This window comes from Marivirga sp. (genome assembly GCF_051117495.1).
Taxonomy (GTDB): Bacteria; Bacteroidota; Bacteroidia; order Cytophagales; family Cyclobacteriaceae; genus Marivirga.
Window position 1 is genome coordinate 59372 of sequence record NZ_JBNPEF010000028.1, and the last position, 24492, is coordinate 83863.

General features: G+C 35.0%; 23 protein-coding genes and 1 tRNA gene. 7 read left to right on the forward strand and 17 right to left on the reverse strand.

What is annotated here, in order from left to right:
- Positions 1-44: 44 nt before the first annotated feature.
- Positions 45-515: a hypothetical protein gene (locus ACFE0M_RS14830; RefSeq protein WP_434546561.1), complete on the reverse strand. Its 471-nt coding sequence runs from the start codon at positions 513-515 to the stop codon at positions 45-47.
- Between the two features lie 348 nt (positions 516-863).
- Between ACFE0M_RS14830 and ACFE0M_RS14835 the strand changes: the two genes are divergently transcribed.
- A complete protein-coding gene (locus ACFE0M_RS14835) occupies positions 864-1580 on the forward strand; it encodes a GIY-YIG nuclease family protein (RefSeq protein ID WP_434546562.1) in 717 nt (238 codons plus the stop codon).
- Positions 1581-1731: 151 nt separating this feature from the next.
- Here the strand turns inward: ACFE0M_RS14835 and ACFE0M_RS14840 are convergent, their stop codons facing one another.
- The 6 genes from ACFE0M_RS14840 to ACFE0M_RS14865 form a co-directional block, all read right to left on the reverse strand.
- Positions 1732-2331, reverse strand: a complete 600-nt coding sequence (locus tag ACFE0M_RS14840) for a hypothetical protein (RefSeq protein WP_434546563.1) — start codon at positions 2329-2331, stop codon at positions 1732-1734.
- A gap of 19 nt (positions 2332-2350) precedes the next feature.
- Positions 2351-3019 (reverse strand): hypothetical protein, encoded by a 669-nt coding sequence (locus ACFE0M_RS14845; RefSeq protein WP_434546564.1) that lies wholly within the window; start codon positions 3017-3019, stop codon positions 2351-2353.
- A gap of 7 nt (positions 3020-3026) precedes the next feature.
- On the reverse strand, positions 3027-4163 hold the full coding sequence (locus tag ACFE0M_RS14850; protein ID WP_434546565.1) for a putative phage abortive infection protein: 1137 nt from the start codon (positions 4161-4163) through the stop codon (positions 3027-3029).
- Positions 4164-4178: 15 nt separating this feature from the next.
- Positions 4179-7058 carry a type I restriction endonuclease subunit R gene (locus ACFE0M_RS14855; RefSeq protein WP_434546566.1) on the reverse strand — a complete coding sequence of 960 codons (2880 nt, stop codon included), beginning with the start codon at positions 7056-7058 and terminating at the stop codon, positions 4179-4181.
- Between the two features lie 157 nt (positions 7059-7215).
- Positions 7216-8445, reverse strand: coding sequence for a restriction endonuclease subunit S (locus tag ACFE0M_RS14860; protein ID WP_434546567.1), 1230 nt, complete (start codon positions 8443-8445; stop codon positions 7216-7218).
- A complete protein-coding gene (locus tag ACFE0M_RS14865; RefSeq protein ID WP_434546568.1) occupies positions 8429-9991 on the reverse strand; it encodes a type I restriction-modification system subunit M in 1563 nt (520 codons plus the stop codon). The genes ACFE0M_RS14860 and ACFE0M_RS14865 overlap by 17 nt, the downstream gene beginning before the upstream one ends.
- Before the next feature lie 468 nt (positions 9992-10459).
- Between ACFE0M_RS14865 and ACFE0M_RS14870 the strand changes: the two genes are divergently transcribed.
- Complete coding sequence (locus tag ACFE0M_RS14870) at positions 10460-10852, forward strand: GxxExxY protein (protein ID WP_434546569.1); 393 nt, start codon at positions 10460-10462, stop codon at positions 10850-10852.
- A gap of 144 nt (positions 10853-10996) precedes the next feature.
- On the forward strand, positions 10997-11398 hold the full coding sequence (locus ACFE0M_RS14875) for a helix-turn-helix domain-containing protein (protein ID WP_434546570.1): 402 nt from the start codon (positions 10997-10999) through the stop codon (positions 11396-11398).
- A 113-nt stretch (positions 11399-11511) separates the two neighbouring features.
- On the opposite strand, the gene ACFE0M_RS14880 is transcribed toward ACFE0M_RS14875, so the two are convergent.
- The gene (locus tag ACFE0M_RS14880) at positions 11512-12861 is read right to left on the reverse strand and encodes an NmrA family NAD(P)-binding protein (RefSeq protein WP_434546571.1); all 1350 of its coding nucleotides are present in this window, start codon (positions 12859-12861) and stop codon (positions 11512-11514) included.
- Positions 12862-13059: 198 nt separating this feature from the next.
- On the opposite strand from ACFE0M_RS14880, the gene ACFE0M_RS14885 reads away from it, so the two are divergent.
- Entirely contained in the window at positions 13060-15015 is a 1956-nt protein-coding gene (locus tag ACFE0M_RS14885; RefSeq protein WP_434546572.1) for a DUF3352 domain-containing protein, read from the forward strand.
- A 59-nt stretch (positions 15016-15074) separates the two neighbouring features.
- Here ACFE0M_RS14885 and ACFE0M_RS14890 read toward each other — a convergent pair whose 3' ends face one another.
- The 5 genes from ACFE0M_RS14890 to ACFE0M_RS14910 all read right to left on the reverse strand — a co-directional run bounded on the left by ACFE0M_RS14890 (position 15075) and on the right by ACFE0M_RS14910 (position 19764).
- Positions 15075-15911 (reverse strand): M57 family metalloprotease, encoded by an 837-nt coding sequence (locus tag ACFE0M_RS14890; RefSeq protein ID WP_434546573.1) that lies wholly within the window; start codon positions 15909-15911, stop codon positions 15075-15077.
- A gap of 377 nt (positions 15912-16288) precedes the next feature.
- A tRNA-Thr gene (locus tag ACFE0M_RS14895) sits at positions 16289-16361 on the reverse strand.
- A 133-nt stretch (positions 16362-16494) separates the two neighbouring features.
- Positions 16495-18534 (reverse strand): DUF349 domain-containing protein, encoded by a 2040-nt coding sequence (locus ACFE0M_RS14900; protein ID WP_434546574.1) that lies wholly within the window; start codon positions 18532-18534, stop codon positions 16495-16497.
- A 66-nt stretch (positions 18535-18600) separates the two neighbouring features.
- Positions 18601-19179 (reverse strand): YqgE/AlgH family protein, encoded by a 579-nt coding sequence (locus ACFE0M_RS14905; RefSeq protein WP_434546575.1) that lies wholly within the window; start codon positions 19177-19179, stop codon positions 18601-18603.
- Positions 19180-19764 (reverse strand): tRNA-(ms[2]io[6]A)-hydroxylase, encoded by a 585-nt coding sequence (locus ACFE0M_RS14910; RefSeq protein WP_434546576.1) that lies wholly within the window; start codon positions 19762-19764, stop codon positions 19180-19182.
- A 111-nt stretch (positions 19765-19875) separates the two neighbouring features.
- Here ACFE0M_RS14910 and pdxH point away from each other — a divergent pair, with 111 nt between their 5' ends.
- Both pdxH and ACFE0M_RS14920 read left to right on the forward strand, forming a co-directional pair.
- Positions 19876-20517, forward strand: coding sequence for a pyridoxamine 5'-phosphate oxidase (gene pdxH / locus ACFE0M_RS14915; protein WP_434546577.1), 642 nt, complete (start codon positions 19876-19878; stop codon positions 20515-20517).
- Entirely contained in the window at positions 20518-21738 is a 1221-nt protein-coding gene (locus tag ACFE0M_RS14920) for a glycosyltransferase (protein ID WP_434546578.1), read from the forward strand. It abuts the gene before it with no gap.
- On the opposite strand, the gene ACFE0M_RS14925 is transcribed toward ACFE0M_RS14920, so the two are convergent.
- Entirely contained in the window at positions 21735-22205 is a 471-nt protein-coding gene (locus ACFE0M_RS14925; RefSeq protein ID WP_434546579.1) for a hypothetical protein, read from the reverse strand. The genes ACFE0M_RS14920 and ACFE0M_RS14925 overlap by 4 nt on opposite strands.
- Before the next feature lie 272 nt (positions 22206-22477).
- On the opposite strand from ACFE0M_RS14925, the gene arfB reads away from it, so the two are divergent.
- Positions 22478-22897, forward strand: coding sequence for an alternative ribosome rescue aminoacyl-tRNA hydrolase ArfB (gene arfB, locus ACFE0M_RS14930; protein WP_434546580.1), 420 nt, complete (start codon positions 22478-22480; stop codon positions 22895-22897).
- Position 22898: 1 nt separating this feature from the next.
- Here arfB and ACFE0M_RS14935 read toward each other — a convergent pair whose 3' ends face one another.
- From ACFE0M_RS14935 to ACFE0M_RS14945, 3 genes are read right to left on the reverse strand one after another with little or no spacing between them, the layout of a single operon-like run.
- Positions 22899-23387 carry a DUF427 domain-containing protein gene (locus ACFE0M_RS14935; RefSeq protein ID WP_434546581.1) on the reverse strand — a complete coding sequence of 163 codons (489 nt, stop codon included), beginning with the start codon at positions 23385-23387 and terminating at the stop codon, positions 22899-22901.
- 11 nt (positions 23388-23398) lie between these two features.
- Entirely contained in the window at positions 23399-23968 is a 570-nt protein-coding gene (locus tag ACFE0M_RS14940; protein ID WP_434546582.1) for a hypothetical protein, read from the reverse strand.
- Positions 23965-24462: a hypothetical protein gene (locus ACFE0M_RS14945; protein ID WP_434546583.1), complete on the reverse strand. Its 498-nt coding sequence runs from the start codon at positions 24460-24462 to the stop codon at positions 23965-23967. The genes ACFE0M_RS14940 and ACFE0M_RS14945 overlap by 4 nt, the downstream gene beginning before the upstream one ends.
- Positions 24463-24492 lie beyond the last annotated feature (30 nt).

Genomic DNA, 24492 nt, shown 5'->3' on the forward strand with positions numbered 1-24492 from the left:
AAAATGTCCGACATTTCTGTAAGGAAAAAAGGAATAATCTTCCCTTACTCAGGAATTGTGACGATCTCAAACATCCAATTTTTTTCTACCCTATACTTTTTATGAAAATTAGGTTTTTGTAATCCAGCATAAATCAATCCCAAAGCAGGTATAGTCAAATAAAAAGCATTCGGATCCACAAATACACCTAAGGCCACCCCCATAGTAGCGGTAACAAAACCACCATATACAAATACAAAAGTGGTAAGGATGGAAGAAAAAGCTGGATGACGTTTCAAATATTTAATGTCTGTTACTGGAATTAATACATCATTTATTACAATTTCATTCTGCAATACGCTATATCGGCCCGAAAACTTAACATCATCCACTGTTTCAATAATTATTCTCTTATTTTCTTTAATAAGGATTTCTCTTTGAGAATCCTCTTTAGTAATTCTAATGGCTTTTTGCTCTTGAGCAGATAAAATATTGGCAAATAATATACCGAGAAGGAGGATGATTGCTTTTTTCATAATTTAATTTGGTTCATTAATTTTAAAAGTAGGGAATTTTTGATAGAATAGCCTACTATTCTAGTTCGAAGTATTATTGCAAGTGCAGAGAAGTAATCTCAAGCTATTACCTTGCTCTTAAAACCTTCCCTATCGCTAAACCTATTGGTTTAAATTCCTCTGCCGTAAATTCATCTGTTTTGGCGTTGTTGCACCAATTCAAAAGGTAAATCCCGTGCTTATGTCAGACTTTGCAAAAGTCGGACATTAATTAGCTAGAAAAAACGGCAATGTCTGACATAAAAATGTCCATAATTGATTTATTGTAGTTTTGTATATTTAGATTCTGATTTAGAACCAAAGAATTCTATGAAGTTTGAAACAATTATTAAAAATTTAAAAGAGAATGCAGCCCCGATCATAAAAGCTAAATCTTTTAAGCCCTCCCCTGGAGTTTACGCCTTCTTTTTCAAAGGAACTAAGTTTCCTATTTCTAACTACTCTCCAAGCAAAACAGAAATAATCTATCTAGGTAAAACTCAAAGTTCAGGGATAAGCCGAGTATTAAATACACATTTTGGAACAGGGAAAACAGGTAGCTCTACTGTAAGAAGAACTTTAGGTGCATTATTAAGAGAAGAACTTAATTTGATTCCAATTCCTAGAAATAATTCCGACAAAATTAAAAACAGGCTCTCTTTTAAATTCGATGATTCATCTGAACAGAAATTAACTGAATGGATGGAGAAACACCTTTTAATTTCTTTTCATCCACTGGAAATTAGTGATGTACCTAAAATTGAAAAAGACTTAATCAATCAACTTAAGCCTGTTTTAAATATTGAGGGAAATAGTTACGGCCAATTTTACATTTACTTGAAAAGTATAAGAAAAGATTGCAGTTATATAGCTCTAAATAATATTAGTAAGGTAAAAAAAATAGAAACAGAAAAAATTCCAACTTTTTTATACTCAATAAATGAAAATGAAAGTAGTGAATTTTTTGGCTGTATTGTAACTGCTTTTAAATGGTTTTTAATATTATCAGTTTTGTTAGCCATACTAATAACATTGATTGACAATTGACAAAAAACTAATTTAATGTAATAAAAACTGTTAATTGATTTGATTGGTTTAAATCCTAGATATTAAATCCTTACCTATCGGTTTAATTTCCTCTGCTGTGAATTCATCGGTTTTGACGTTTTTGTGCCAGTATTAGGCATATATACAATAACTATTTATAAATTATATCTTTAGCCTCTTTTTCAGACATTTGACCAGAATTCACTAGATGACTTATTACATCTATTTTTCTTGCATGTGCTTCTTTTGGTAAAATCAGAAAACGATAGCCCTTCGAAAAATCTGCTCCAACTGTTTTTATGTTAAGACCAACTCTAGGAGCTGATATTATCTCTTCCTTATGGTGCTTATAAAATTCTAATCCAAAGTACAGATTGCTAAGATTTATACTTCCAAAATTTTCAAAAATATGGGTAATTACATTTAATGGACCAGCTATAAATTGATTTGGTAGATGTAATTGTTGGATCGCCTGAATTAAAATACCACCATACTCATTTTCCTTTCCAAAAGTGATGTCCAATCCACTTCCATGAAAATACCATTCTCCTATAGTTAATTGTCTTTTGTGTTTATGTGCAGCTTTATCATTATTCATTTCATTTTGATAATAAAACTCTACAGAACATATTCGATAAGTTTTTTCATTTACACGTAGAATAGATTGGTTCAGGAATAGATTAGCAATTCTTTCAAAGTCTACTAATGGATTCTCTGGATTTTCAATATATAGATTTTCAATAATATTCATGGTTTTAACAATGAAGTAATTAGGTAAATGTAAATTGATCCCCTAATAAATCGATTGGCTCTGATAGTCTCCAGGACGAATAAACATCATACACCCTATGATAATAATGGCTTCCATTCACTTGCTTATAATAGATGCGAATATCTTTTGATAGCTTATCTGTTCCTACTTCAAAAGGCCCAATCACGTCATTTTCTAAATAGTGATCATCATTAGTAGAAGTTCCATTTTTATCAACAAAAGAGTAATTTTCTGATGTTCTAATTTCTTGAAAATATATCTCACCAAGAAGGACTTTTAAATCAAAGCGAATGAGAATATCTGACCTTTCAAAATTGATTATTTCCAGTTGAGGAATTACTTTTTCTCGGTTTATAATTTTAGTTAAACTTACCAATTCATTATGTGCCTTGGCACTTGATTCTAATTGTTTTCGATTCTCACGCAATTCTTCCCTTTGCAATCGTAATTCTTGAGTTTGGAGAAGAGAAGTGTATATCAATAAAGAGAAAGCTAAGGCTGAGAACAGTGCATTAACCATTCCAAAGCTATCACCAATCTCTCCTGGCCTCTCCATATAGAATAAAACGATAAATGTTATTGCCCACACAGCTATAACTCCGATCAAAGTAATTACTAAGATTAGACCTGTCTTTAATTCACCTTTTTCATTTCTAAATAAACTCATTATTACTTTAATTATTCCATTCAAAGAGCCATTGCAACTTTTGATCGTCATCAAATTCTCCGAATTCTTTTTCACTTTTTGAATAACCCTTAAAACGCTTTACCTCCTCAATCTTTTTTAGAAAATAAGACTTTGGATCAGGCCCTAACTGCTCGGTTAAGTTGAAAGGCAAGTTCTTAAGAATAGCATAATCCAATAAGTAACTTTGTTCTCCTTTTGATTTACTATCTTTCCACCATTTATCTTCCTCTATCCAAATTATATTAAAAAACATTATCGCTTGTTCATGATTTGATAATTGACCTCTCAACATTTTAAGGTAACCATACTTTTGCCGCCATTCTAACCAATCTGTTCGAACTACAAATTTGATCATATGATAAAGATGTCTGTAAAGATGACCTAATTTAGAAACATGACCATCAAAAGGATAATAATCAGGTTCAAAAGTTTTGGTATGTTTACCATTATGATTATAGGTGTATTTTTCAACTATCCTCTTCTTACACTTTAGAAATTTCTTTTGATATCTGGTTAATTTGCTGCTTAATATTTCAGACACTTTAAAGTATTGATTTCCCATTTCATTATTGCATTGCTTACTCTCATAATCAATCCCGAAAAACATATGGTGGTAGGCAATTTTGATATACTTCTCATGCTTTTTCTTTTCTTTATCCTTTATTTGATCAACGAGCTTATATTTCTTATCAATTTTTTTGAGTACACTATATATAAATCTTAATTCTTCAAACATCTTTACAAAGGCTTTCCTGCCTTTGTGTTTATTAGCAATTTCAATAGAATTAACGTTATCTATATGGATTCTCAGCATCTCATAAAACTTATTTTCAAAACGTTCAATTTTTGTATCATTTCTAATTTGCTGATTGGCTTTAAATTGCACCCAAAAAGCCATAAATGTTATAAATGCAGCTAATAGTGCTACAAATGGTCCCATTATAACACCAAACGTGTCCCCCATTTGAGCTGTCCATTTATTTATTAATATTGGATAGTAGCTTTCTTCCGTTAGCCATTTAGGTAAAAAAAGTATAAAGATTGAAAGTGAAATAAAAATTAAAAATGACTTCCAAGGTCTTTCTTTCAACCAACCTGAAATTTCAAAAAATATTTTTTTCATAACTTTATAATAAATTTAAGCCCTCATCCCCTCCACAAAAACCTGCACAAACTCTTTCATTTTAGCGATGATTCTCTCTCCTATGCTTCGGGCTTGCAGTACGCTGGGTCTGTTGTCCAAGCATTCAAATACTTCGTCTCGCAAGGGTTCTCTTTCATTAAAAATATAGGCATCCACTAAATTTTGGAATTGCTTTCTATCGAGCTTTTCTTCCTCACATAATTGGTTCAATGCCTGAATTTTTTCCTTTTCCCAGAAATCATAAAATTCATCCGCTATTTTATCGGTATCTGCTATTTTGGGGAGGTGCTCATCAATAAATTTTTCTATAAGTTCTCGTTTTGAACGTAACTCTACTTCCCCTGCCAACATATCAATGATTTGTTTCTTTTGAGCTAGGGCATCTTTCTCTTTCCCTTGCTTCATTTGAGCAATCAGCTTCAAAATGTAATCCACATTGATTTCATCACGATGGATCAACTCCAATTCAAAATCAACATCTTGAAGAATGGAGCTTTTTTCCTTTTGACTATTGAAGCGCACCTGATCGTAAAGGTCCAGGTATTTACTTTTATATTTCTCAAAATTCTGCTCGCTAAGTGGTAGATCATCCCATTCAAAATCGGTATAGGAAGTCAATACATTCTTTACCCTTAAAAGCTTTCTAAAGGCTTGCATAAACTCCATTTGCTTACTTTCAGAAGTCAATCCATCCACACTACTGATAGTTGGAGCTGCTTTTAATAAATCTGCAAAAGCATTGGAAAATTGTTGTAAGATCTCTTCATAAGGCGGTAAAATAATCTCTTCCTTGGCTTCTTTATTGGAAAATAAGGTGATCGCCTCATCTGTAGCCTTTTTTAGGTTTCTGAAGACTAAAATATTACCCTGTGATTTTGTTTCATTAATGATTCGATTGGTTCTTGAATAAGCCTGAATCAATCCATGATACTGCAAATTCTTATCGACATATAGGGTATTGACCATCTTGGCATCAAAACCCGTCAAAAACATATTGACCACTAAAAGAATATCTAATCGATCTTTTTGTTGAAAGCCTTTCTTCTCTCTTTTCTTTAAGCGATTGCTAATATCCTTAAAATAGTTTTCGAATTTTTTACTATCCTTAGTCGTATAATTGGTCTGATAAAGCTGATTATAATCCTGAATAAATGATTCTAATTTATCTCTGGTATGGCTAGATTGATACGCTATATCTGGTTCAGCTGCTATGCTTAGTCCATCAGTGGGTTCCTCTGCTGGAAGCATGCCATCCGCCTCCTCCGATTCTTCATTTTGACCGTAAGTGAAAATAGTCGCTATCCGTAAATCATGCTTTCCCTCCTCTTTCTTTTTGCGAAAGAATTCATAATACTTGATGAGATTTTCAATACTACTCGTTGCAAAAATTGCAGAAAAAGCTCGGTTATGCGTTTTTACATCATGGTAGTCAATAATGTAATCGACTATTTTCTCCAGCCTTTCAGGAGCATTGATCACTTCTGTTTTATCAATATCCTCTACCTCTATATCAATTAAGGTATTCCCTTTTTGCTTATAACGACCAATATATTCAATGCTAAATTTCAATACGTTCTGGTCGCTAATCGCATTGGTAATCACATATTTATGCAAGCACTCATCAAATAAGTCTTTGGTGGTTCGTTTGCCCAATTCATTTTTGGCAGCATTATCTGCAAAAATAGGTGTTCCGGTGAAGCCAAATAATTGGCTATTACTAAAATACTCTGTTATCCGGCCATGGGTTTCTCCAAACTGACTTCTATGGCATTCATCAAATATGAAAACAATTTTCTCATTTTTCAGTGAGCGCAACTTTTGCTCATACTTTTTATTCTTGATGGCGTTATTCAGCTTTTGAATAGTGGTTACTACCAACTTATCTTCTTTCACCAATTGATTGACTAAGGTGCTGGTACTGCTAGATTGGTCAACACTCTTCGCTTTGAAGTTATTAAACTCCTTCATGGTTTGGTCGTCCAAATCTTTTCTGTCCACCACAAATACCACCTTATAGACTTCCGGCATATCCATAATAATCTGGCTTGCCTTAAAAGAGGTTAAGGTTTTACCTGAACCGGTGGTATGCCAGATATAGCCGTTCTTTACACTATTTTTGACGTGTTGAATGATGGCCTCAGTAGCATAATATTGATAAGGCCTCAGCACCATGATGACCCTATCCGTACTCAATACTATATATTGAGCAATCATTTTCCCTAATTGATGAGGGTTCAGAAAGCCATTGGCGAATTGCTCTAATTTGTGGATGTTAACATTTCGCTCATCGGCCCAAAAGAAGGTTTGCTTGAAGGATTGAAGCTCATTATTCGCCAGGTATTTGGTATTGACGCCATTACTGATGATAAATAATTGAACATATTGAAAAAGGCCGTTATTACTCCAAAAAGATTGTTTTTGATACCGATTGATTTGATTGAAGGCTTCCTTCATTTCAAGCCCTATTCTTTTCAATTCAATTTGGACTAAGGGTAGCCCATTGACTAGTAGCGTTACATCATAGCGGTTTTTATAAGTCCCTGCTTGACTTACTTGATTGGTAACCTGATATAAATTTCTAGACCAATTTTCACTATCAAAAAACTGGATGTATTCCGTACTGCCATCTTCTTTGGTGAGTTGAAAGCGATCTCTTAGGGTTTTGGCTTTTTCAAAAACGGTTCCTTTGGCCAGATGATTGAGAATACTGGCAAACTCCTTCAGTGAAAGCTGACAATCATTAAATGCTTCTAATTGCTTCTTTAAGTTGGATTCTAATTGAATTCCATCTGATACCCTAACACGCTCATAACCAAGCGAGGCAAGCTGTTGGATTAGATTTTCTTCTAGTTGTGCTTCTGGTTGAGTAGGCATAGTACGGTTTGAATATAGAGGAAATTTTAAAGAATTATATCGTCCTTTAGGGTTTTTCGATGAATGGACGGGTTTTTTGCTACATTTAGGATGCATTAGGCAATTACATTGTTTTTCATCTTTAGAATTGCTTCGTCCTCGCAGTTACAATCTTAACCTACACAAACATCTTTTGCAATAAACCTTTTTTAAAGCGTTGGGCTTGCTCAATTTGCTGCTCGACTTTAGTCACTTTCTCATCCAAAGCAGATAAGAAATTAGCGATTTTTTGTTGTTCTAATTCTGTAGGGATAAAGAATTTAATCCTTTTCAATTCATTATAAGACAGCACCGTTTGAGAAGTTCCAACACTATGCCTTCCAACATGATTCTGTGAAAAATTAAGTAGGCTTACAATGAAATAAGAGTTTCCTGAAATTGACTTAAATACAGGGTAATAAGTGCTAATTATTCCTGTTTTACCAGTGGAATTTAGATTAAAAGTAAACTTTCTATTATCACTTCTTGACCTATAGGTGATATATTCTTGGGGAATAATATTGAATCCTAAATTACTTCTATATGTCAATCTATTTTCACCGTAATATTCACTTTGCAGCAATAATCCAGCATTAGAGGATGTTAAAACTGGAAATTGATTTTCCTTGTCTGACTTCTTTTTAAATTCAGTAATTTCATCCCCTAACTTCTTCTCCTCCCATTCCGGAAAGTCATTACCCTGCTCATCTTTAAAGCGAATTTCCGGAGCTTGTCCGACTCCTGGCGGAAAAAGCCTTTGCATCATGCCCTTTTTGTATTGGGCCAAAAGCTCCTTTTTGCGCTGCAGCTGCTGTATTTTCTGATCTACCGCACTTAAGAAATCGGCTATCTTTTGTTGTTCGGGGAGGGAAGGAATAGAAAAAGTAGATGTTGAAATGTACTCCCAGTCAGCTCTCGGCATTTTTGAGCCAGATGTCACAAGTGTGGACTTATAAAATCTATATGTCTGTATTAGATAATAAACAAATTCGTTAGTAGAATTCTTTCCATTTAATACCCAAATCTCAGATGAACAAACACCGTCAAAATTTGCAATGAGATATTTCTTCAATTTTGGTCTAAGTTTTCCTAATAGCACATCCCCTTTATAAAATTTGTTCTTGATGCTACTTTGATCTTCAGAATTAAAAACTTCTAAAAGAATACCCTTTTCTTTTTGAATGCTTTCCAATTCAATACATGGTAAAGCCTCTGTTGTTTTTTTAGGATCAAACTTCTCTTTTCGTTTTTTAACCATTGAATTAAAATCACGAACTGCCCATTGTTCCTCAAACTCCTTAAACCTTAATTCAGGCACCATTTTTTCCTCTTTATTCATCACTTCACTCATCTTAAAAAGGGCTTTCAATGCCTAATTCTTTACAATAGTTGGCTATGCTTTGGTCGGTGCTTTGCATCTCTTTTTCTAAGCTTTTCAGCTCTTGGGCTACCGCTTGTATGTCCACCGGCTCTTCCTCTTCAAAGGTATCTACATAGCGCGGTATGTTCAGGTTATAGTCGTTCTCGGCTATTTCTTCCAGTGGGGCTACATGGCTGTATTTGTCTTCGGCTGTGCGCTCACGGTAGGTGGTGATCAGCTTTGCAATGTCTTCTTCTCTTAAATAATTCTGGGTTTTAATCTTTTCAAAATGCTGGCTCGCATCTATAAATAAGACATTGTCTTGGTCTTTGCGCTGTTTCTTCAACACTAAAATACAAGTCGGAATACTGGTACCGTAAAAGATATTAGCCGGCAAGCCTATTACGGCATCTAAATAATTTTTTTCTCTGATCAGGTATTCCCTGATATGACCTTCAGCTGCACCTCTGAACAAAACGCCATGCGGCAATACACACGCCATAGTGCCATCATCCGCTAATTGGTGCACCATGTGTTGCACAAAGGCGAAGTCGGCCTTGCTACTGGGCGCCAACTTCCCATAAGCTGCAAAGCGGTCGTCACTCATAAATAAGTTACTGGCACTCCACTGTGCCGAAAAAGGCGGATTGGCCACGATGGCTTCAAAGCGATCGTCTATATGCTGTGGTTGCTCAAGGGTATTTTCATTTTTAATGTCGAACCTGCGGTAATGCACATCATGCATGATCATATTCATGCGGCAAAGGTTAAAAGTGGTAGGGTTCATCTCCTGTCCGTAAAACTTATTCACTTCTTTTACTTCCTTGGCTACGCGCAACAATAAAGAACCCGAACCACAAGTAGGGTCATAAACCGATTTCAGCTTTTCTTTGCCGGTAGTCACGATGCTGGCCAGTACTTTACTCACTTGCTGAGGCGTATAAAATTCACCTGCCTTCTTCCCTGCCCCGCTGGCAAATTTCCCAATCAGGTATTCATAAGCATCGCCCAGCATATCACTTTCGCTGTCTTCTATGTTGAAGTCTATCTCATCAAGGTGTGCCATCACTTTCACAATGAGTTCATTTTTTGCATTTTCTGATTTACCCAATTTAGAGCTGGTCAGGTCTAAATCTTCGAAGAGGTTCCCGAATTCCTCCTCACTTTCCGAGCCCATGGTACTTTGTTCTATGTTTACCAATACTTTGGAAAGATCAGCTAAAATAAACTTGCTTTTACCTTCCGCATTGCCACGCTTAGCCAAGCGACTAAAAAGCTCAGAAGGTTTTAGGAAATAACCCAATGCTTCTAATGCTTCTGCTTTAATGGCTTCCAAATATTCTTGGCCCTGGCTACTTTCCTCATCAATGTCATCATAGCTCAAACCATCGGGTTTTAGGATCGCATTGGCATAGAGGTCCATCTTTTTACTGAGGTATTTGTAGAAGATAAAACCGAGGATGTAATCCCGAAAATCATCGGCATCCATTTTTCCTCTTAAAGTATTGGCAATATTCCAGAGTTGCTGTTCTAAGCGATGTTTTTCTTCGGTCATGGTCTTTGATTAAGCTAAGGATGGTGAAATATCCAATTGCAGGCTCTAATTTAAGGGAAAATGCTTGTTGAAAAAGCTAAAGGAGGATAAAAGTTTGGTAGTAAATATTTCAGCATTATTTAAGGCTCCGTTCAGCTCACTTTTTGTCAATTAGCGCTTTCTTAAATTTTCGCAAAATTGTAAGGAGGATAATCAATCTTTATCATCATTCTTTTGAATTTAAAGAGATATGCAATTACTTCACATAGTCTTGAACAGGATTTAAAAGGATTATAGGATGGACAGGATTTTTAGAAATTGAATTTGATTTACTAATGCTTTAAACCAAATTGAAAAGCTTATTGTCTTAAACAGGATTAAAAGGGATTAGAAGATGGACAAGATTTATAAAAGTAGAATAGATTTACTTATACATAAAGCTAAATTGAAAAGCCTTTACTCTTGAATAGGGGTTAAAAAGATTAAAAGATGGACAGGAATTATAAGAATGAAATAGATTTATTGACCCATAAAATTATTGGATGTGCAATGGAGGTACATAAATCCCTCGGAAACGGTTTTCAAGAAGTGATTTACCAAAGAGCACTTGCAATAGAGTTTTCATTACAGAAAATAGAGTTTCAGAGGGAACTTGAGATGTTATTACATTACAAAGGGGAAAATATCGGGACAAGACGTGTTGATTTTTTTGTAGAAAATCAAGTTATGGTTGAGATTAAAGCGCTAGAAAAATTAGAAGCATTGCAAAAAGCACAAGCAATTAATTACTGTGAAGCATATAATATCGCTGATGGCTTATTAATTAATTTTGGTAGTCAATCCTTACAATTTCATCGGGTTTATAATAGGAAATTAAAATGATAACCGCTCACCTAAAAATCTTGTACATCCCAAAATCAAATAAATCCTGTTTAAGACAATTACCGATTCATGAAAAATAGTTGGATGCTGAGGTTTGAGTACATTTTTTATTAAATTATCTTCTGAATTTAGCTATTTGTAGTTATGCAAAAATTCATCCATTCTGAAATATTACCTAAAGAAATAATCAAGCCTATCAGAAATGAAGCTGATTATGATGCTGCATTAAGCAAAATTGAGAAGCTTATGGATGCAGTTCCCGGAACACCTGAATATGATTTATTAGAAGTCTTAAGTCTTTTGGTAGAAAAATATGAGGATGATCATTATGTTTTCGATTTACCTACCCCAATCGAAGCTATTAAATATGTAATGGAAGAAGAGAATCTTTCACCCACCGATTTAGGAAAAATAGTTGGCGGTAAATCTATGGCTTCCCTTATTTTGAACAAAAAGAGAAAATTAAGCCTAAATATGATCAGAAAATTAAGTCATGAGCTGAAAATTCCTGAGAAGGTATTGGTTCAGGATTATGAGCTTGCTTAAACCTTCAAGTCTAATTGCTTGAAATAGTAAGCATTTTTTCGCATTTAACTTTAGACCCAACATAATTATATGTTTTGAGTCAAATAAACTAAATCACCATTATAAAATTCCATTCATGGCTTCTTCAAATATCGATTAAACTGATTCATTATAAATAAGTGCCCAATGGCCTGAGTATATTTGTAAATTAACCACGGCAATGCAGGAACAAAACGGTGAATAGCAGATATAATATGTTGATTATTCATAACCGATCGGAATTCCAGCCAGCCCATATCACTTCTTTTGCAAAGCACTCCGCCCGTGATGAAAAATAGTCTGCGGTTTTCATCACTGCGGTTTGGCATATAAGTTAATTCTAGAAGAACCATATTGAATAGATGAAAGCGCACAATATCATCTTCCTGCTTTGCAGTTAGTATAAATTTAAAATATCGATCTAACCACTTAGAATAAAGGTCAGCTATAACCTGAGCAGACTTATTATGTGGATTATTGAGTCGCTGAACACTTCTAACGGTATTCCGTTCCTCTTCTTCTTCATAACTTCGCTGTATTTTAGGGTGATCATTATATAAAGCTGTTTCAATGCTATCTTCAATTTTTACTTTTCCTCTCCAGTGGAAAGCTTGAGTTTCGTCTGCTCGCATATCGTGACGCAGACTGTCAATTAATGGAGAAACAAATGTATAGCTTGTGACCGAGAAAAGAGCTACCCACAATTTGGAGAAACCAAGTGTAAAAAAAGGAATTGAGAAAATCATTCTCTTTTTATGAAGCTTTTGGGAGGTAATCTTAAGCATTTTCATGTAAGATGTTTCCTCTGGACCTGCTACCTCTATGGCTTGTCCATACACCTCTTGATTGCCTAAGGACCTTTCGATAAAATTCAATATATCTTTAATATCTACAGGTTCAGATGGGGATTTACACCACTGAGGACAGGCCATCACAGGTAATCTTTTCACCAATTGCTCCACCACCTGAAAGGATGAACCTCCTGGCCCCACCACTATACCCGCTCTGATGGTGGTAAGAGGAATTTTCCTGGAGGCCAATGTTCTTTCGGTTTCGTACCTACTTTTTAAATGCTTGGAATACTGATTGGTTTCTTTTGGTAGAATTCCGCCAATAAAAACGATTTGAATCAAGCCACAAGCTTCAGCTGATCTGGCAAAGTTATCAGCCAATAATAAATCTGTATTTTCGAATGAACTTTGATTCATTCTTGTGCTGGGATTCATGCTATGAACGAGGTATAAGGCATAATCGGCACCGCTAAGTGCCTTAGTGGTACTAGAAAGGGAATATAAATCAGCTTTTCTCCATTCCACAGAAGGATATTGTGTATCCTTCACTTCGCCCCTGCTTAAAGCTATAATATCATATTTCTCATGATACTTGTCTATGAACCACCTGCCAATGAAACCTGTAGCTCCTGCTATAGCAACTCTTTTTTTCATGTATTATTAAGTCATATGAATCGAAATTGTTAGATGATTTTAAAATTATTGTCAATAATAAAGCTAGGGAATTAGAATAAGCATTATTTCATCTTAGCATAAGATTTTGATTGAATGAATGTATTTATCAAGAGCGAATATTTCAATCCCTTAAATCTTTCTCTATTTTTGACGTTAAGCTTTTAAACCTATTACTTCATGAAAAAAGTCATTATTGCAGTCGTTATTTTCATCTTGCTCATCGCTTCAGCTTACTTCTATTTTTTTCATATTCAACCGGTCAAAAAGAACAATCCATTAATGGCGGTACCGGAAGATGCCAGCATGATCTTTCAATTGGAAAACCCTTTTGCCGAGTGGGAAAAACTTGCGGACAACCAAATATGGCATTACTTAAAAACTAATCCTTATTTTAAAGAACTTGGACAAGAATTGGACAGTCTTACGCTTGACATGAAGCGCAATCAAAGTATTTATGAAATGGTAATGGGAAGACCCATGGTGATGTCTGTACATAAAACCAGAGCTGATGATTATGATTTTCTTTACGTAATTGATTTACAGCGTGCCACCCAATTCAATTTTGTCAAAAACTACATTCAGGATTTGGATGAGAATATTCAAAATGTGTATTCAAGAGACTATAACCAACAGGAAATTATAGAATTTAGCTTTGCTGACTCCCCTACTACATATTATCTCTATACTTATGAAAATTTATTAAGTATTTCTTCCACGCACACCATTATTGAACAATCAATAGATCAACTCAAAAAGCCCATTTTAATTCGTGATCTTGATTTTGTGGATGTTAGCAATGAACTGGGCAATAATGATATCAATATGTATATCAATTATGAAGCTTTTGCCGATTACTTAACCATCTGGATGGATCAGGAAAGTACGGATGCTCTTACCTCCTTAAAATATAGTGGGATGTCGCTGGAAGCCAGCGATCATGTTTTTTCAGTTAAAGGTTATTCCAGATTGAAAAAGGATAAACCCAACCTTCTTTCAGCATTAATGAAATCAGGAAAAGGAGAAGTAAAGGTCGGTACAATAGTACCGGGAAACGCCTCTTATTTTATGAGTTTAGGTTTCGACAATGCGAAGGATTTTTATGCTGAAATGGAAAATGTACTAAAATCAGCTAAGGATGGAGAGTCTTATTTGGAAAGCAAAGAGAAGATAGAAAACTATCTTAAAATCTCCATTGAAGATGATTTCTTAAGCTGGATTGATAATGAAATCTCATTGATTCAACTCAATTCTAATAGCGATCAAAACAAAGTGGAATTAGCAGTGGCCATCAGACATGATGACCTGGAGGACACAAAAGAGCGTCTCAACTTTGTTGCGCAGCAAATTAAAAAGAAGACGCCAGTAAAATTTAAGGGAATTGAATACAAAGGCTATGACATCCAGTTTCTATCTATAAAAGGATTCTTCAAGTTGATGTTTGGAAATGCTTTCGAAGGAATTGACAAACCCTATTATACCATTATGGAAGACTATGTAGTATTTAGCAATTCACCCCGCACCCTCGGTAAAATCATTACGGCAGTACAGGAAAAAACGAATCTGGATTATACCGAAGCCTATGCTTTGTTTATGGAAAATTTCGACTATGCATCAAACCTATTTGTTTACGTTAGTTCAGAGGAATTGGTAAGCGATGCCAAGCGATTCTTAGATGCAAAATCTTGGCAGGAATTGAAACCTCATACCCCCTATTTTCAAAGTTTCCCCATGATGGGCATGCAATTTACAGCTGATGGTGACTTAGTCAGCCATCAAATACAAATGAACTATTTGAACCATGAACAGATAACTAGTTGGAAGGCCTTGGTGAAAGAAAGTAGCACTGCAACAGAGGAAGTTCCGGACACAACTCAAACGGTTGATGAAGAAGTTATAGCAGTGGAGGAAATCCTACCCGAAGATCTCAACAGTAAGACTTTCATAGAATATTATGAAAATGATGAAGTGAAATTTGAAGTCTCCTTAAAAGATGGATTGAAACACGGCCGTTATTTTCAATATGACAGTCTGGGAAATATGATCATCAAAGGACGATATAGAGATGATGAGAAGTCTGGTACCTGGCGATATTATGATGAAAATGGGGATTTGATAAAAAAAGAGCGTTTTTAGTTTATGTAAAAAAAAAGGCCTGAATCAGGCCTTTTCAATTTTTATTCAATGATTTATGATTAATATAAGTAATCCAACGCTACTTGATCATCTGAATTGAATGGTCTGTTGCTTCCATCCGTGCAAGATAACATCCAAGAAGCATCTGCTAAAGAAGCTCCAGTTGGTGTACCTGGAATATGGTTAGCACCAACACCAGCATCGCCTTCATTGGCAGTAGAACCACCACAGCTAATACTTCTATCAAAATAATCTGTATGACGGAAACCAATGCAGTGCCCCATTTCATGAGCAATTATAGTAGCAATTCCATCTACACTTAAACCATATTGAGATTCTAAAATACCACTCATTTTAATTTCATTGTATGGATCACAAGAAGAAGTAGGGAATCCTGCAGAACCTAAAACCCCTCTTCTTTCGTCACCTTTTTTCAAACGAGTCATGACGATGTCAGCCTCACTTTGATTAAATACCCTTTGAAAAGTCAAAGTAAGATTTTGGGCATTGAATCGAGCAATTGCTTCTTCCATTCCGTCAATCATAGCAGGACTATATCCTTGTCTGCCACCTTCCTGTGCGTACATCGTAATTGTTCTTGGTCCACAAACCAAGTTATCAGTACTATACTGTTCAGAATTTGGCAAAAAGCTCGGCTTCTCCATCTGAGCAATAGTCTCATCTGTCAAATAGATATCACCCTCAACCAAATATCCATCCTCAAAATGAATGGGTGCCTGGTCATTTACATTAAAGCCTAAATCTTCCAATTTCTGAATTACTGTGGGGTCCACGGAAAGCTCATCTATTTGAAATGATTCTTCCTCCTGACATGAAATGAATAATGTTGCGCATGCAAATAGCGCAGTTGCGAATAATTTTGAATTTTTTAACATGATTTATAAGATTTTGATTAAAACTTTGACAATCTTATTAAATTTTATAATTAAACGCAATATAATTTGGAAATAAATTATATATGCAATTTATATATTATGTATAATTCAATTATAACTTCTATAATTTTAAATATATTAATTGTTGTATGTTAATATTCCGGACATGATTAGCACTTTCATTGTTATTTAATCTTTATTTATCCAACAAAAATAAATCGTGGATAAAAAACTAAAATGCTAGAGGATAGCTATAAGGAGGATTTGATGTTAGGTTTTCATTAAAAATTAAGCAGCTCAATATGGTCTAGTGATATAGGTGCTATTATGGATATAAAAAAAGCCATCCGCAATACTGCGAATGGCTTCAATTTTTGAGCCTCCTGTCGGGCTCGAACCAACGACCTACTCATTACAAGTGAGTTGCTCTACCAGCTGAGCTAAGGAGGCAATACATCATTTAGAAAGACTTCTAAATGTGCGAATCAGTTGTTAACCTTTTGTTATCCCTGAATGCGGATGCAAATATAAAGGCTGTTTTTATTAATCCAAACCCCTTTACTAAAAATTATTAAAGAATTTTTTAATCAATAGAACGTACTATACGTAACTGCTTCTTTAACAGGGAGATTTCTTTTTCCGCTTCTTCAATTTTTATTTCAAATTCTTTCTTCACTTTATCAGCTGTCTTGGATGAGGCGAAAAACTCCATATTGTTTTTCCATGTTACAATATCGTTCTGTAAATCCCCAATCTTCTTCCTAATAGAGTTTTCTTTTTGATTGAGTTTACGATCAGAGTTAGGACCAGACATGATTTTGGTAATCTGCGCCATCAACTTCACTTTTTCTTTCTGCTCATCAGTCAGTACATCCTCAGACTTGTCAATAAAGTTTTGAACTGCCTTGGAGAAATCTTCTTTTACTTTTTGTATGGCATCCTTAGGAACAAATCCAATCTTTCCATAAGCTTGCTCGTAGGCTTCCAATTGATCTAAGTCACCAGGCTCTAATTGGTTTATTTGTGAAATGATATCCTCTTTTGCTTTCAGGTTTTCCTCAAACTCTTTTTGGGCATCCTTGGAACCGGCTCTTTTATTTTCGAAAAACTTATCACAAGCAGCCTTAAATTCTTTGTAAATACTTTCTCTAAACTTCTCAGGAACTGGCCCTACTTCCTTCCACTGTCTTTGTAGGCCTTTTAACTGATCTGCTGTTTTATTCCAATCAGTGCTTTCGGAAAGCTCTTTGGCCTTTTCTACAAACTCCTGTTTTTTCTTCAAGTTTTCTTCACGCATGCTGTCCAAACGCTTGAAGAACTCATGTTTATTGGCAAAAAACTGTTTGAAATTACCCCAGAAGCTTTTATTGATTTCTTTGGCATTTTCTTTTGGAACTTGCCCGGTAGCTTCCCATTCCTTTTGAATGGCTAATATTTCCTTGGTTTTAGCATTCCATTCTTTAATTCTATCTGAATCAAATTCAAGGTATGGTTTTAATTTTTCAATGATCTGCTCTTTTTTCTCAAGATTTTCAGTTTGAATTTCTTTTAAATTCTTGACAAACTCTTTACGCTTTTCATAAATAGCATCTGAAGCGGCCTTAAATCTTTGCCAAAGCGGCTCTTGCTCTTCCTTAGGAACCGGACCAATATGCTTATACTCTTCATGTAAATCATTAAGATGCTTAATCGCATAAGGCACATCCTCAGACTGAGCCAATTCCTCTGCTTTCACACAAAGTTCTAATTTAGCTTGTAAGTTCTTCTTTCTGTCAAGCTCCTTTAATTCAAAGAGAATGCTTCTCTGATCGTAATATCGATCCAAAAGTGCGTTATAATTCGCCCAAAGTGTTTTGGATTGGTTGCCAGGTACAGGCCCCACTGATTTCCATTCCTTTTGAAGGTCTTTAATCACGTTCAAGCTGGTAATGGTTTCTTCACCGTCCACCAATTCACGTAATCTGTCTAATATCTCTTGTTTGGTCTTTAGGTTCTCGTCTTTTTGATGTTCGAGTTCCTTATAATGTTTCTTTCTTCTGTCTCTATATAATTGATAATTGGCCTCAAATCGATCGTTCAGCTCATCATGCTTCATGGCAAAATCCGCCTCTTCTCCCCCCTCTGCTAAAAATTTATCAAGCGCTTCCTTTCTCTCCGATTCGTATATTTCATCGAAAATTGGCTTTATCTCATTGATAATGCGGTCTGCCTTTTTGAAATTATCGCTTTTGGAAACTTCTTTAATGGCTTCTACCAATTGTTCCTTATTGAATTCAGCATAATCAGGTAATTCTTCATGATCATCGTGATCGTGATCGTGATCATCATCCTCTTCTTTTTCATCTGCTGATGGCTGGGATTCATTTTCCTGATCAGAAACTTCTTCTTTTGCTTCACTGGCTTCGGAAGAAACTTCGGCTTTGGTTTCATCTGTATCGGATGAAGGTTCTTCCTTTATCTGATTTTCTTCTGCCGGAATTTCACTTTTAGTTGTTTCCTCTTTTTCCACTGGAGCAGATTGTTCCTGCTGATTTTCTGATGTGGCATCCACATGCTCCTTCTCTTGATCCAATTCAGAATTATTCTCTTTTGGATTTTCAGAAGTACCTTTTTCGTCTATCATAATAGTTTAACTTTCTGTATTATATTATAAGATACAATATTAATTAAAAATTGTGAAAACTTTCAATCAATTAAGGTTGGGATCGGAAGGGTAATTGGCATAAATCTTAAATCTACCTCCCATTTTCTCCAAAATGCTCTTCCAGAGTGTTTCAGGCGGACTATTAAATATATAAGATGGGTGAACACCACGGGCAATTATCCAGCTGTTATGATCTATTTCTTCTTGTAATTGATTTTCTGACCATCCACTATAGCCCACAAAAAAACGGGATTTTTCATTACTGAGTGCTCCTTTTTGCATCAAATCTTGTAAGACGCTAAAATCACCTCCCCAAAAAAGGCCGTCTCGGATTTTTTGTCCGCCTTCTTTTAATTCCTCTATATTGTGTATAAAGTGCAATGTATTCTGCTGAACAGGCCCGCCTACATATAAATCTGCCTCAAAAGTTCCGATTTCTTGTAAAACTTCATCTACTTTTAAGATCGATAATTTATTGAGCACAAAGCCAAAAGAACCTTCTTCATTGTGCTCGCACAATAAAATCACGGTCCTGTCAAAATTATTATCAGGCAGAAAAGGCTCAGAGAGTAATAAATCTCCCTTTTGCGGTTGTTCGATATTTTTAAATTCAAAAAACTCCATTTAATGAAGTGCTGCTTTTAAAGGTAATGCTTTGAGAATTTCAGCTTCTGCTTCGCTCATGGCATCTAATCTATTATATACTTCTTCTTTATCAAAATAATGAAGTGCCATATCGACAAAAATTTCTCCGTGCTTAGCTTCTGAAGCCCACAATCTATGATAAAATTTCCGTAAATCACCTTCAGGCAAAGCTTCATAAACCATTCTGAAACGTTCTGCTCCCCTTGTTTCCACTAAAGAGGCCAATAATAAACGATCCATAAATCTTTCTTCCCTACCCGATCGACAAGTTTTGATTAAATCATCAACATAATAATCTTTCTCGATTTTATGGGTAAGTTGAATGCCCTTTGATTGCATAATGGCATAAACATCTCTGAAATGTTCCAATTCTTCAACGGCAGTATCAATCAGTTCAGGAATTATCTCCAATCTATCCGGAAATTTGGCCACAAAACTCATGGCCATACCGGAAGCTTTTCGTTCACAATTGGCATGATCTTGCAAAAAACTATCAAAATCATTCATGACCGTATCAATCCATTCTTGACTACTATCCGTTTTTAAATCAATCCTTAGTTTCATTAAGAAAATAATTTTACTATTTATCTAACAATAATTGGAAACAATTCGAAACAATAATAATTTTAAATTTATTAAGCCGCTAATAAATCAAAGAGAAATCTCAAAAAAATAATGAAGCAATCCATAGCTGATATCCGAAAAGAATATTCCTCTCTCAGTTTAAAAGCATCCGAAGTGGATGCTAATCCTGTTGATCAGTTTTTAAGCTGGTTCAATATGGCCTTAAATGCCGATATAATGGAGCCTAACGCCATGACCTTATCAACTGTAGAAGAAAATAAGCCTTCCTCCAGGATTGTGTTGTTAAAAGGAGTGGAAAACGAAGAATTTGTCTTTTATACTAATTATAACAGCTCAAAAGGTCGGCAAATGGCTCTAAATCCAAATGTCACCTTAAATTTCTTCTGGCCTGAACTAGAAAGACAAGTGAGGATTGATGGCACCGTACAAAAAGTAGATGAAGCCACCAGTGATGCCTATTTTCAAAGTCGCCCCAGAGGCAGTCAAATTGGCGCTTGGGTTTCTCCTCAAAGTGAAGTAATTGAGAAAAGAGCGTTTTTAAATGAGAGATTAGAAGAAATTGAACTTAGGTTTCAAAATAAAGAAATTGAAAGACCTCCGCATTGGGGCGGCTATAGCGTTAAGCCTTATATGATTGAATTTTGGCAGGGAAGACCAAGCAGATTGCACGACCGGATTCGTTATACTTTCTCTGAATCTGGGAATTGGAAGATTGAAAGATTGGCGCCTTAAATGTCTGATTTGTATTTTCAGCGGTATGCTTATCCTGAACGATTTATAACTTCCCCTATAGAAAAGGGTACTTTTATTTGTGTAGTTATTCCTGTCTTTAAAGAAGATAATCTTCAAGCAACATTGGATGCTCTAATTCAATGTGAGAAAACGCAATTCCCTGTTGAAGTCATTTTTGTACTCAACCATCCTGAAAATGCAGAGCATAAGATTAAAGAGCAAAGTATAAAAGCAGCCAATCAAATAGAAGAATATATTGGAAATCATGACACTGAATTATCATTTCACATAATCAAAGCCTTTGATCTCCCTTCTAAAAAAGCGGGAGTTGGGTTAGCCCGAAAAATCGGAATGGATGAGGCGGCATACAGATTAAATTCTATCAATCAAGATGGGGTGATTCTTTGTTTTGATGCAGATAGCGAATGTGACATTAATTATTTAAAAGAAATTGAAGACCATTTCTTAGAAAATCCAAAATGCACTGGAGTTTCCATTCATTACGAACATCCTTTACATTTTGAAGATGGGCAGATAAATGAAGCCATTATATTATATGAATTACACTTAAGGTATTATATCCAAGCCTTAAAATATACAACTTACCCATTTGCCTTTCATACTATTGGTTCCAGCATGGCCGTCCGTTCCTCTATATATCAAAAACAAGGCGGAATGAACCAAAGAAAAGCTGGAGAGGATTTCTATTTTTTGCATAAAATCATTCCATTAGGAGATTTTCATAATATCTCCACAACCAAAGTGATCCCATCTGCCAGAATATCGGATCGAGTACCATTTGGAACCGGGAGAGCGATGAAGGAACACCAAGATCAAAACAAAAACTTAGCATTAAGCTATGATTTTGAAAGCTTTAGGCTGATCAAATCGTTTTTGGAAGAAATTGAAAGAGAAACCACCGAAGATCTTTCCAATACCGTGATCGAATTTCTCAGGGAGAATAACTTTCTTTCAGAATTAGAAAAAATACAATCGCAATCCAGAAATGAGATTCATTTCAAAGAACGTTTTTTTGAATGGTTCAATGGATTTAAAATGCTGAAATTGGTTCATTTTCTAAGAGACAATTATTTCCCTGAAAAACCACTTATATTTGAAGCCAATCAGTTATTAAAAGAAATTGACATTGTACATCAAAAGGAATTATCAGCCTTAGAATTACTTGAGATTTACAGGGATTTGGATAAAAAAGTTCATTAAGATCCTTTCAAAATACGCAGTAAGTCAACCTCGGAATAATTAATAGATTTTAAGGTTTTATTATCTGATTTTCTGTACACCAAATAATAATCTTCCTTCTTTTCAAAATAAGCATCCTGATTTTGAGTGACATAGTGGTTTACAGTTGCTTGAGCTTCTTCTTCTGATCGACAAACTTTACTCATATTCGATCTTTGTACTTCAGCAAAAAGTTCGGCAAATTTTTCGCCCATTCCGAACTCTAAAACAGCACCTGCCAAAACATACTGTAAATCACATAAAGCATCAGCAGCTTCGACCATATCTTGATTTTCAACGGCTTCTTCCAATTCCTTAAGTTCTTCCCTAAGGAGATTTAATCTCAGCTCAGCTCGGTTTTTAGCTAGGATTTGAGGCTCGGGTAAAATTGGGTGATTAAAAGTTTTGTGGAACTCCGATACTGAATTGAGTGCTTCTGCTTCTTTCATGGATTGACAATTAAATTTTCAATTGATTGTTAAAAATTGAAAGATAAAAACTACTCTTAAAGAAATAAAAAATGTATATGAATTTTTTCAATGAATAAATTAATCCTACTTTGTCGTATTCCTCAATCATAGCTAAGAGAAGTGTCTTCACAGCTCTTAACAGCTACAAGTTCGATTTGTGTGGACCTGTCCAGGCACAAATCGATAGCATCAGTGCCAACTCGACAAAGTAGGATTAAAACAAATTACTTAATTGTTTCGATAATAGATATATGAATCAACAAAAATTCAAACTCAGTAAAATCAAAAAGGAAATTGATGTTTCTACTGCCCGAAGCGGTGGCTCTGGCGGTCAGCATGTAAACAAAGTAGAAACAAAGGTAATATTGAGATTTAATATTCCAGACTCTCAATTATTATCTGATTTTGAAAAAGAAACTATTACGAAATCCTTAGCAGGAAAGCTGACAAAATCAGGGGATCTCATCATTACTGCGGAAAATCACGCATCCCAAATAAAAAATAAAGAATTAGCTTTCAAAAAAATGGAGCGGACTTTAGCCAAAGCTTTTGTAAAACCTAAGCTTAGAAAAAAAACAAAGCCCACAAAAGCCTCTCAGAAAAAGCGATTGCAGAGCAAAAAATTGCATGGGGAGAAGAAGAAAATGAGGAAAAACCCTTTAAAAGAATAATTTACCATCCCCAAGTTCCTTTGGCTCCTTTAAATGGGCCTACAATTTTGGAAGTGATCCAACCGCCATAAAAGTCCCCTTCTTGGGCTTGAACTTTTTCATCCCCTACATAACAAGCGTCCATTTTATGCGCATAAACAGCTATATGGTCCTGCAATACTTTAAATTTTCCCTTTGGTGTAGGATAACCCCAAGCTGCATTTAATGCAAGCTTGTCTCCCACTTTGATATCATAGTAAAATGAAACCCCCTTAAATTCACAGGCAGTGCTAAGAGAACTATCAAAAAGCGTTTCTTTTCTGAAGGCAGATTTAGGCAAATAATAGGTAGGCGGATGACTTGTTTCCAAGACTCTATAGGATTGATTCGTATCCGCAATCAATTCCCCATTAAAAATAATCCTTAAATGTTGCGTAATAGGTTCTATTGCTGGAGGTCGAGGATAATCCCAAACTGATTCTTGACCATTTTTAGGCTTAATTTTTTTCATTTGGATATAAATTATGGTACTAAAAATGAAGCACTTTTATTCTTAAAATCAATTAATGCCCTAATATGTCCCTCGGAATTCAATTGAAGGATTTCTGCTTGAAACACTTCCATTTTAATTACAGCGAAATATTGATCATCCACTTCACTCTTCATTTCACCAGCCTCTTTTAAAGATCCCATCTTTTTTCCGGGGCTGAATTTCGTATTATATGATTCCTTTCCACCATGAAGCAAATTCCAATGTACATTTGCAATTTCATCCTGGTGATGAATGTAGGCATGAGCTTTTAATTTAATCTGACATCTTTTTTGTTTATCGTATGCCAAAACAGAAACAGAATTATTCTTTTCTATTTCATTTATTTTATTTGACCTATAATCAGTATAAACAAAAAGTTCATGACTTTCAGTTTTAAATTGTCTAAGCACCACATATCTTGAATTGGGAAAACCATTTGATATAGTGTTCATTATAATAAAACGAAATGCAGAATGCTTATCATTTCCAGCTCTATTGAGCACTTGAAGAATAGCTGACTTAATATCATTTAGACTGTGAGAGGAATCTATCAAACTCATTTAAGCAATTTTTTGATGCCACTATTCATTTTCTTACCGAATCTATTCCAAAATATTTTTTGGCTCCATGCCCAGATGCTATAAAATGATTTCGAAACAAAACTGCTGAGCTGCACCTTTACAATTCTTTTGTCCCCTTTATTTTCGGACCAAAATTCAAGACGGAAAGGCCTTACTAAACGAAATGAAAGCGCATAACTACCATAGAAATATTCTAAATCTCGGTAATGAGGGGTTATTTCGCCAATTTTTCCAGCTAGCGACAATCCCGGTCCGTGATGATTATTCAAAACACCAGTTTCAAAATCTTTTGTTTGGTATTCGTTTCTGAGAAATTCCACTCTGAAAGGCCAAACTTGCGATTTGATAAAAGTATCAGCATTATTCAACCATTTCCAAATTTCTTCCTCTGAATAAAGTGTTTCATATTCTTTAGTGAAAATATGGGTTTTGAAATTTCGGGGTTTGACTTGATGAGCTTTCTGAGTTTCCATGCCTAATTTTTAATTCATAACAAGCTAACT

What these genes read in the sequence shown, in the direction of transcription:
- arfB (WP_434546580.1), top strand. Translation starts at nt 22,478, where the DNA reads ATGAATCAACAAAAATTCAAACTCAGTAAAATCAAAAAGGAAATTGAT.
- ACFE0M_RS14900 (WP_434546574.1), bottom strand. Translation starts at nt 18,534, where the DNA reads ATGATAGACGAAAAAGGTACTTCTGAAAATCCAAAAGAGAATAATTCT.
- ACFE0M_RS14905 (WP_434546575.1), bottom strand. Translation starts at nt 19,179, where the DNA reads ATGGAGTTTTTTGAATTTAAAAATATCGAACAACCGCAAAAGGGAGAT.
- ACFE0M_RS14855 (WP_434546566.1), bottom strand. Translation starts at nt 7,058, where the DNA reads ATGCCTACTCAACCAGAAGCACAACTAGAAGAAAATCTAATCCAACAG.
- ACFE0M_RS14850 (WP_434546565.1), bottom strand. Translation starts at nt 4,163, where the DNA reads ATGAAAAAAATATTTTTTGAAATTTCAGGTTGGTTGAAAGAAAGACCT.
- ACFE0M_RS14865 (WP_434546568.1), bottom strand. Translation starts at nt 9,991, where the DNA reads ATGACCGAAGAAAAACATCGCTTAGAACAGCAACTCTGGAATATTGCC.
- ACFE0M_RS14925 (WP_434546579.1), bottom strand. Translation starts at nt 22,205, where the DNA reads ATGAAAGAAGCAGAAGCACTCAATTCAGTATCGGAGTTCCACAAAACT.
- ACFE0M_RS14910 (WP_434546576.1), bottom strand. Translation starts at nt 19,764, where the DNA reads ATGAAACTAAGGATTGATTTAAAAACGGATAGTAGTCAAGAATGGATT.
- ACFE0M_RS14935 (WP_434546581.1), bottom strand. Translation starts at nt 23,387, where the DNA reads ATGAAAAAAATTAAGCCTAAAAATGGTCAAGAATCAGTTTGGGATTAT.
- ACFE0M_RS14940 (WP_434546582.1), bottom strand. Translation starts at nt 23,968, where the DNA reads ATGAGTTTGATAGATTCCTCTCACAGTCTAAATGATATTAAGTCAGCT.
- ACFE0M_RS14880 (WP_434546571.1), bottom strand. Translation starts at nt 12,861, where the DNA reads ATGAAAAAAAGAGTTGCTATAGCAGGAGCTACAGGTTTCATTGGCAGG.
- ACFE0M_RS14870 (WP_434546569.1), top strand. Translation starts at nt 10,460, where the DNA reads ATGGACAGGAATTATAAGAATGAAATAGATTTATTGACCCATAAAATT.
- ACFE0M_RS14840 (WP_434546563.1), bottom strand. Translation starts at nt 2,331, where the DNA reads ATGAATATTATTGAAAATCTATATATTGAAAATCCAGAGAATCCATTA.
- pdxH (WP_434546577.1), top strand. Translation starts at nt 19,876, where the DNA reads ATGAAGCAATCCATAGCTGATATCCGAAAAGAATATTCCTCTCTCAGT.
- ACFE0M_RS14845 (WP_434546564.1), bottom strand. Translation starts at nt 3,019, where the DNA reads ATGAGTTTATTTAGAAATGAAAAAGGTGAATTAAAGACAGGTCTAATC.
- ACFE0M_RS14920 (WP_434546578.1), top strand. Translation starts at nt 20,518, where the DNA reads ATGTCTGATTTGTATTTTCAGCGGTATGCTTATCCTGAACGATTTATA.
- ACFE0M_RS14885 (WP_434546572.1), top strand. Translation starts at nt 13,060, where the DNA reads ATGAAAAAAGTCATTATTGCAGTCGTTATTTTCATCTTGCTCATCGCT.
- ACFE0M_RS14835 (WP_434546562.1), top strand. Translation starts at nt 864, where the DNA reads ATGAAGTTTGAAACAATTATTAAAAATTTAAAAGAGAATGCAGCCCCG.
- ACFE0M_RS14875 (WP_434546570.1), top strand. Translation starts at nt 10,997, where the DNA reads ATGCAAAAATTCATCCATTCTGAAATATTACCTAAAGAAATAATCAAG.
- ACFE0M_RS14890 (WP_434546573.1), bottom strand. Translation starts at nt 15,911, where the DNA reads ATGTTAAAAAATTCAAAATTATTCGCAACTGCGCTATTTGCATGCGCA.
- ACFE0M_RS14830 (WP_434546561.1), bottom strand. Translation starts at nt 515, where the DNA reads ATGAAAAAAGCAATCATCCTCCTTCTCGGTATATTATTTGCCAATATT.
- ACFE0M_RS14945 (WP_434546583.1), bottom strand. Translation starts at nt 24,462, where the DNA reads ATGGAAACTCAGAAAGCTCATCAAGTCAAACCCCGAAATTTCAAAACC.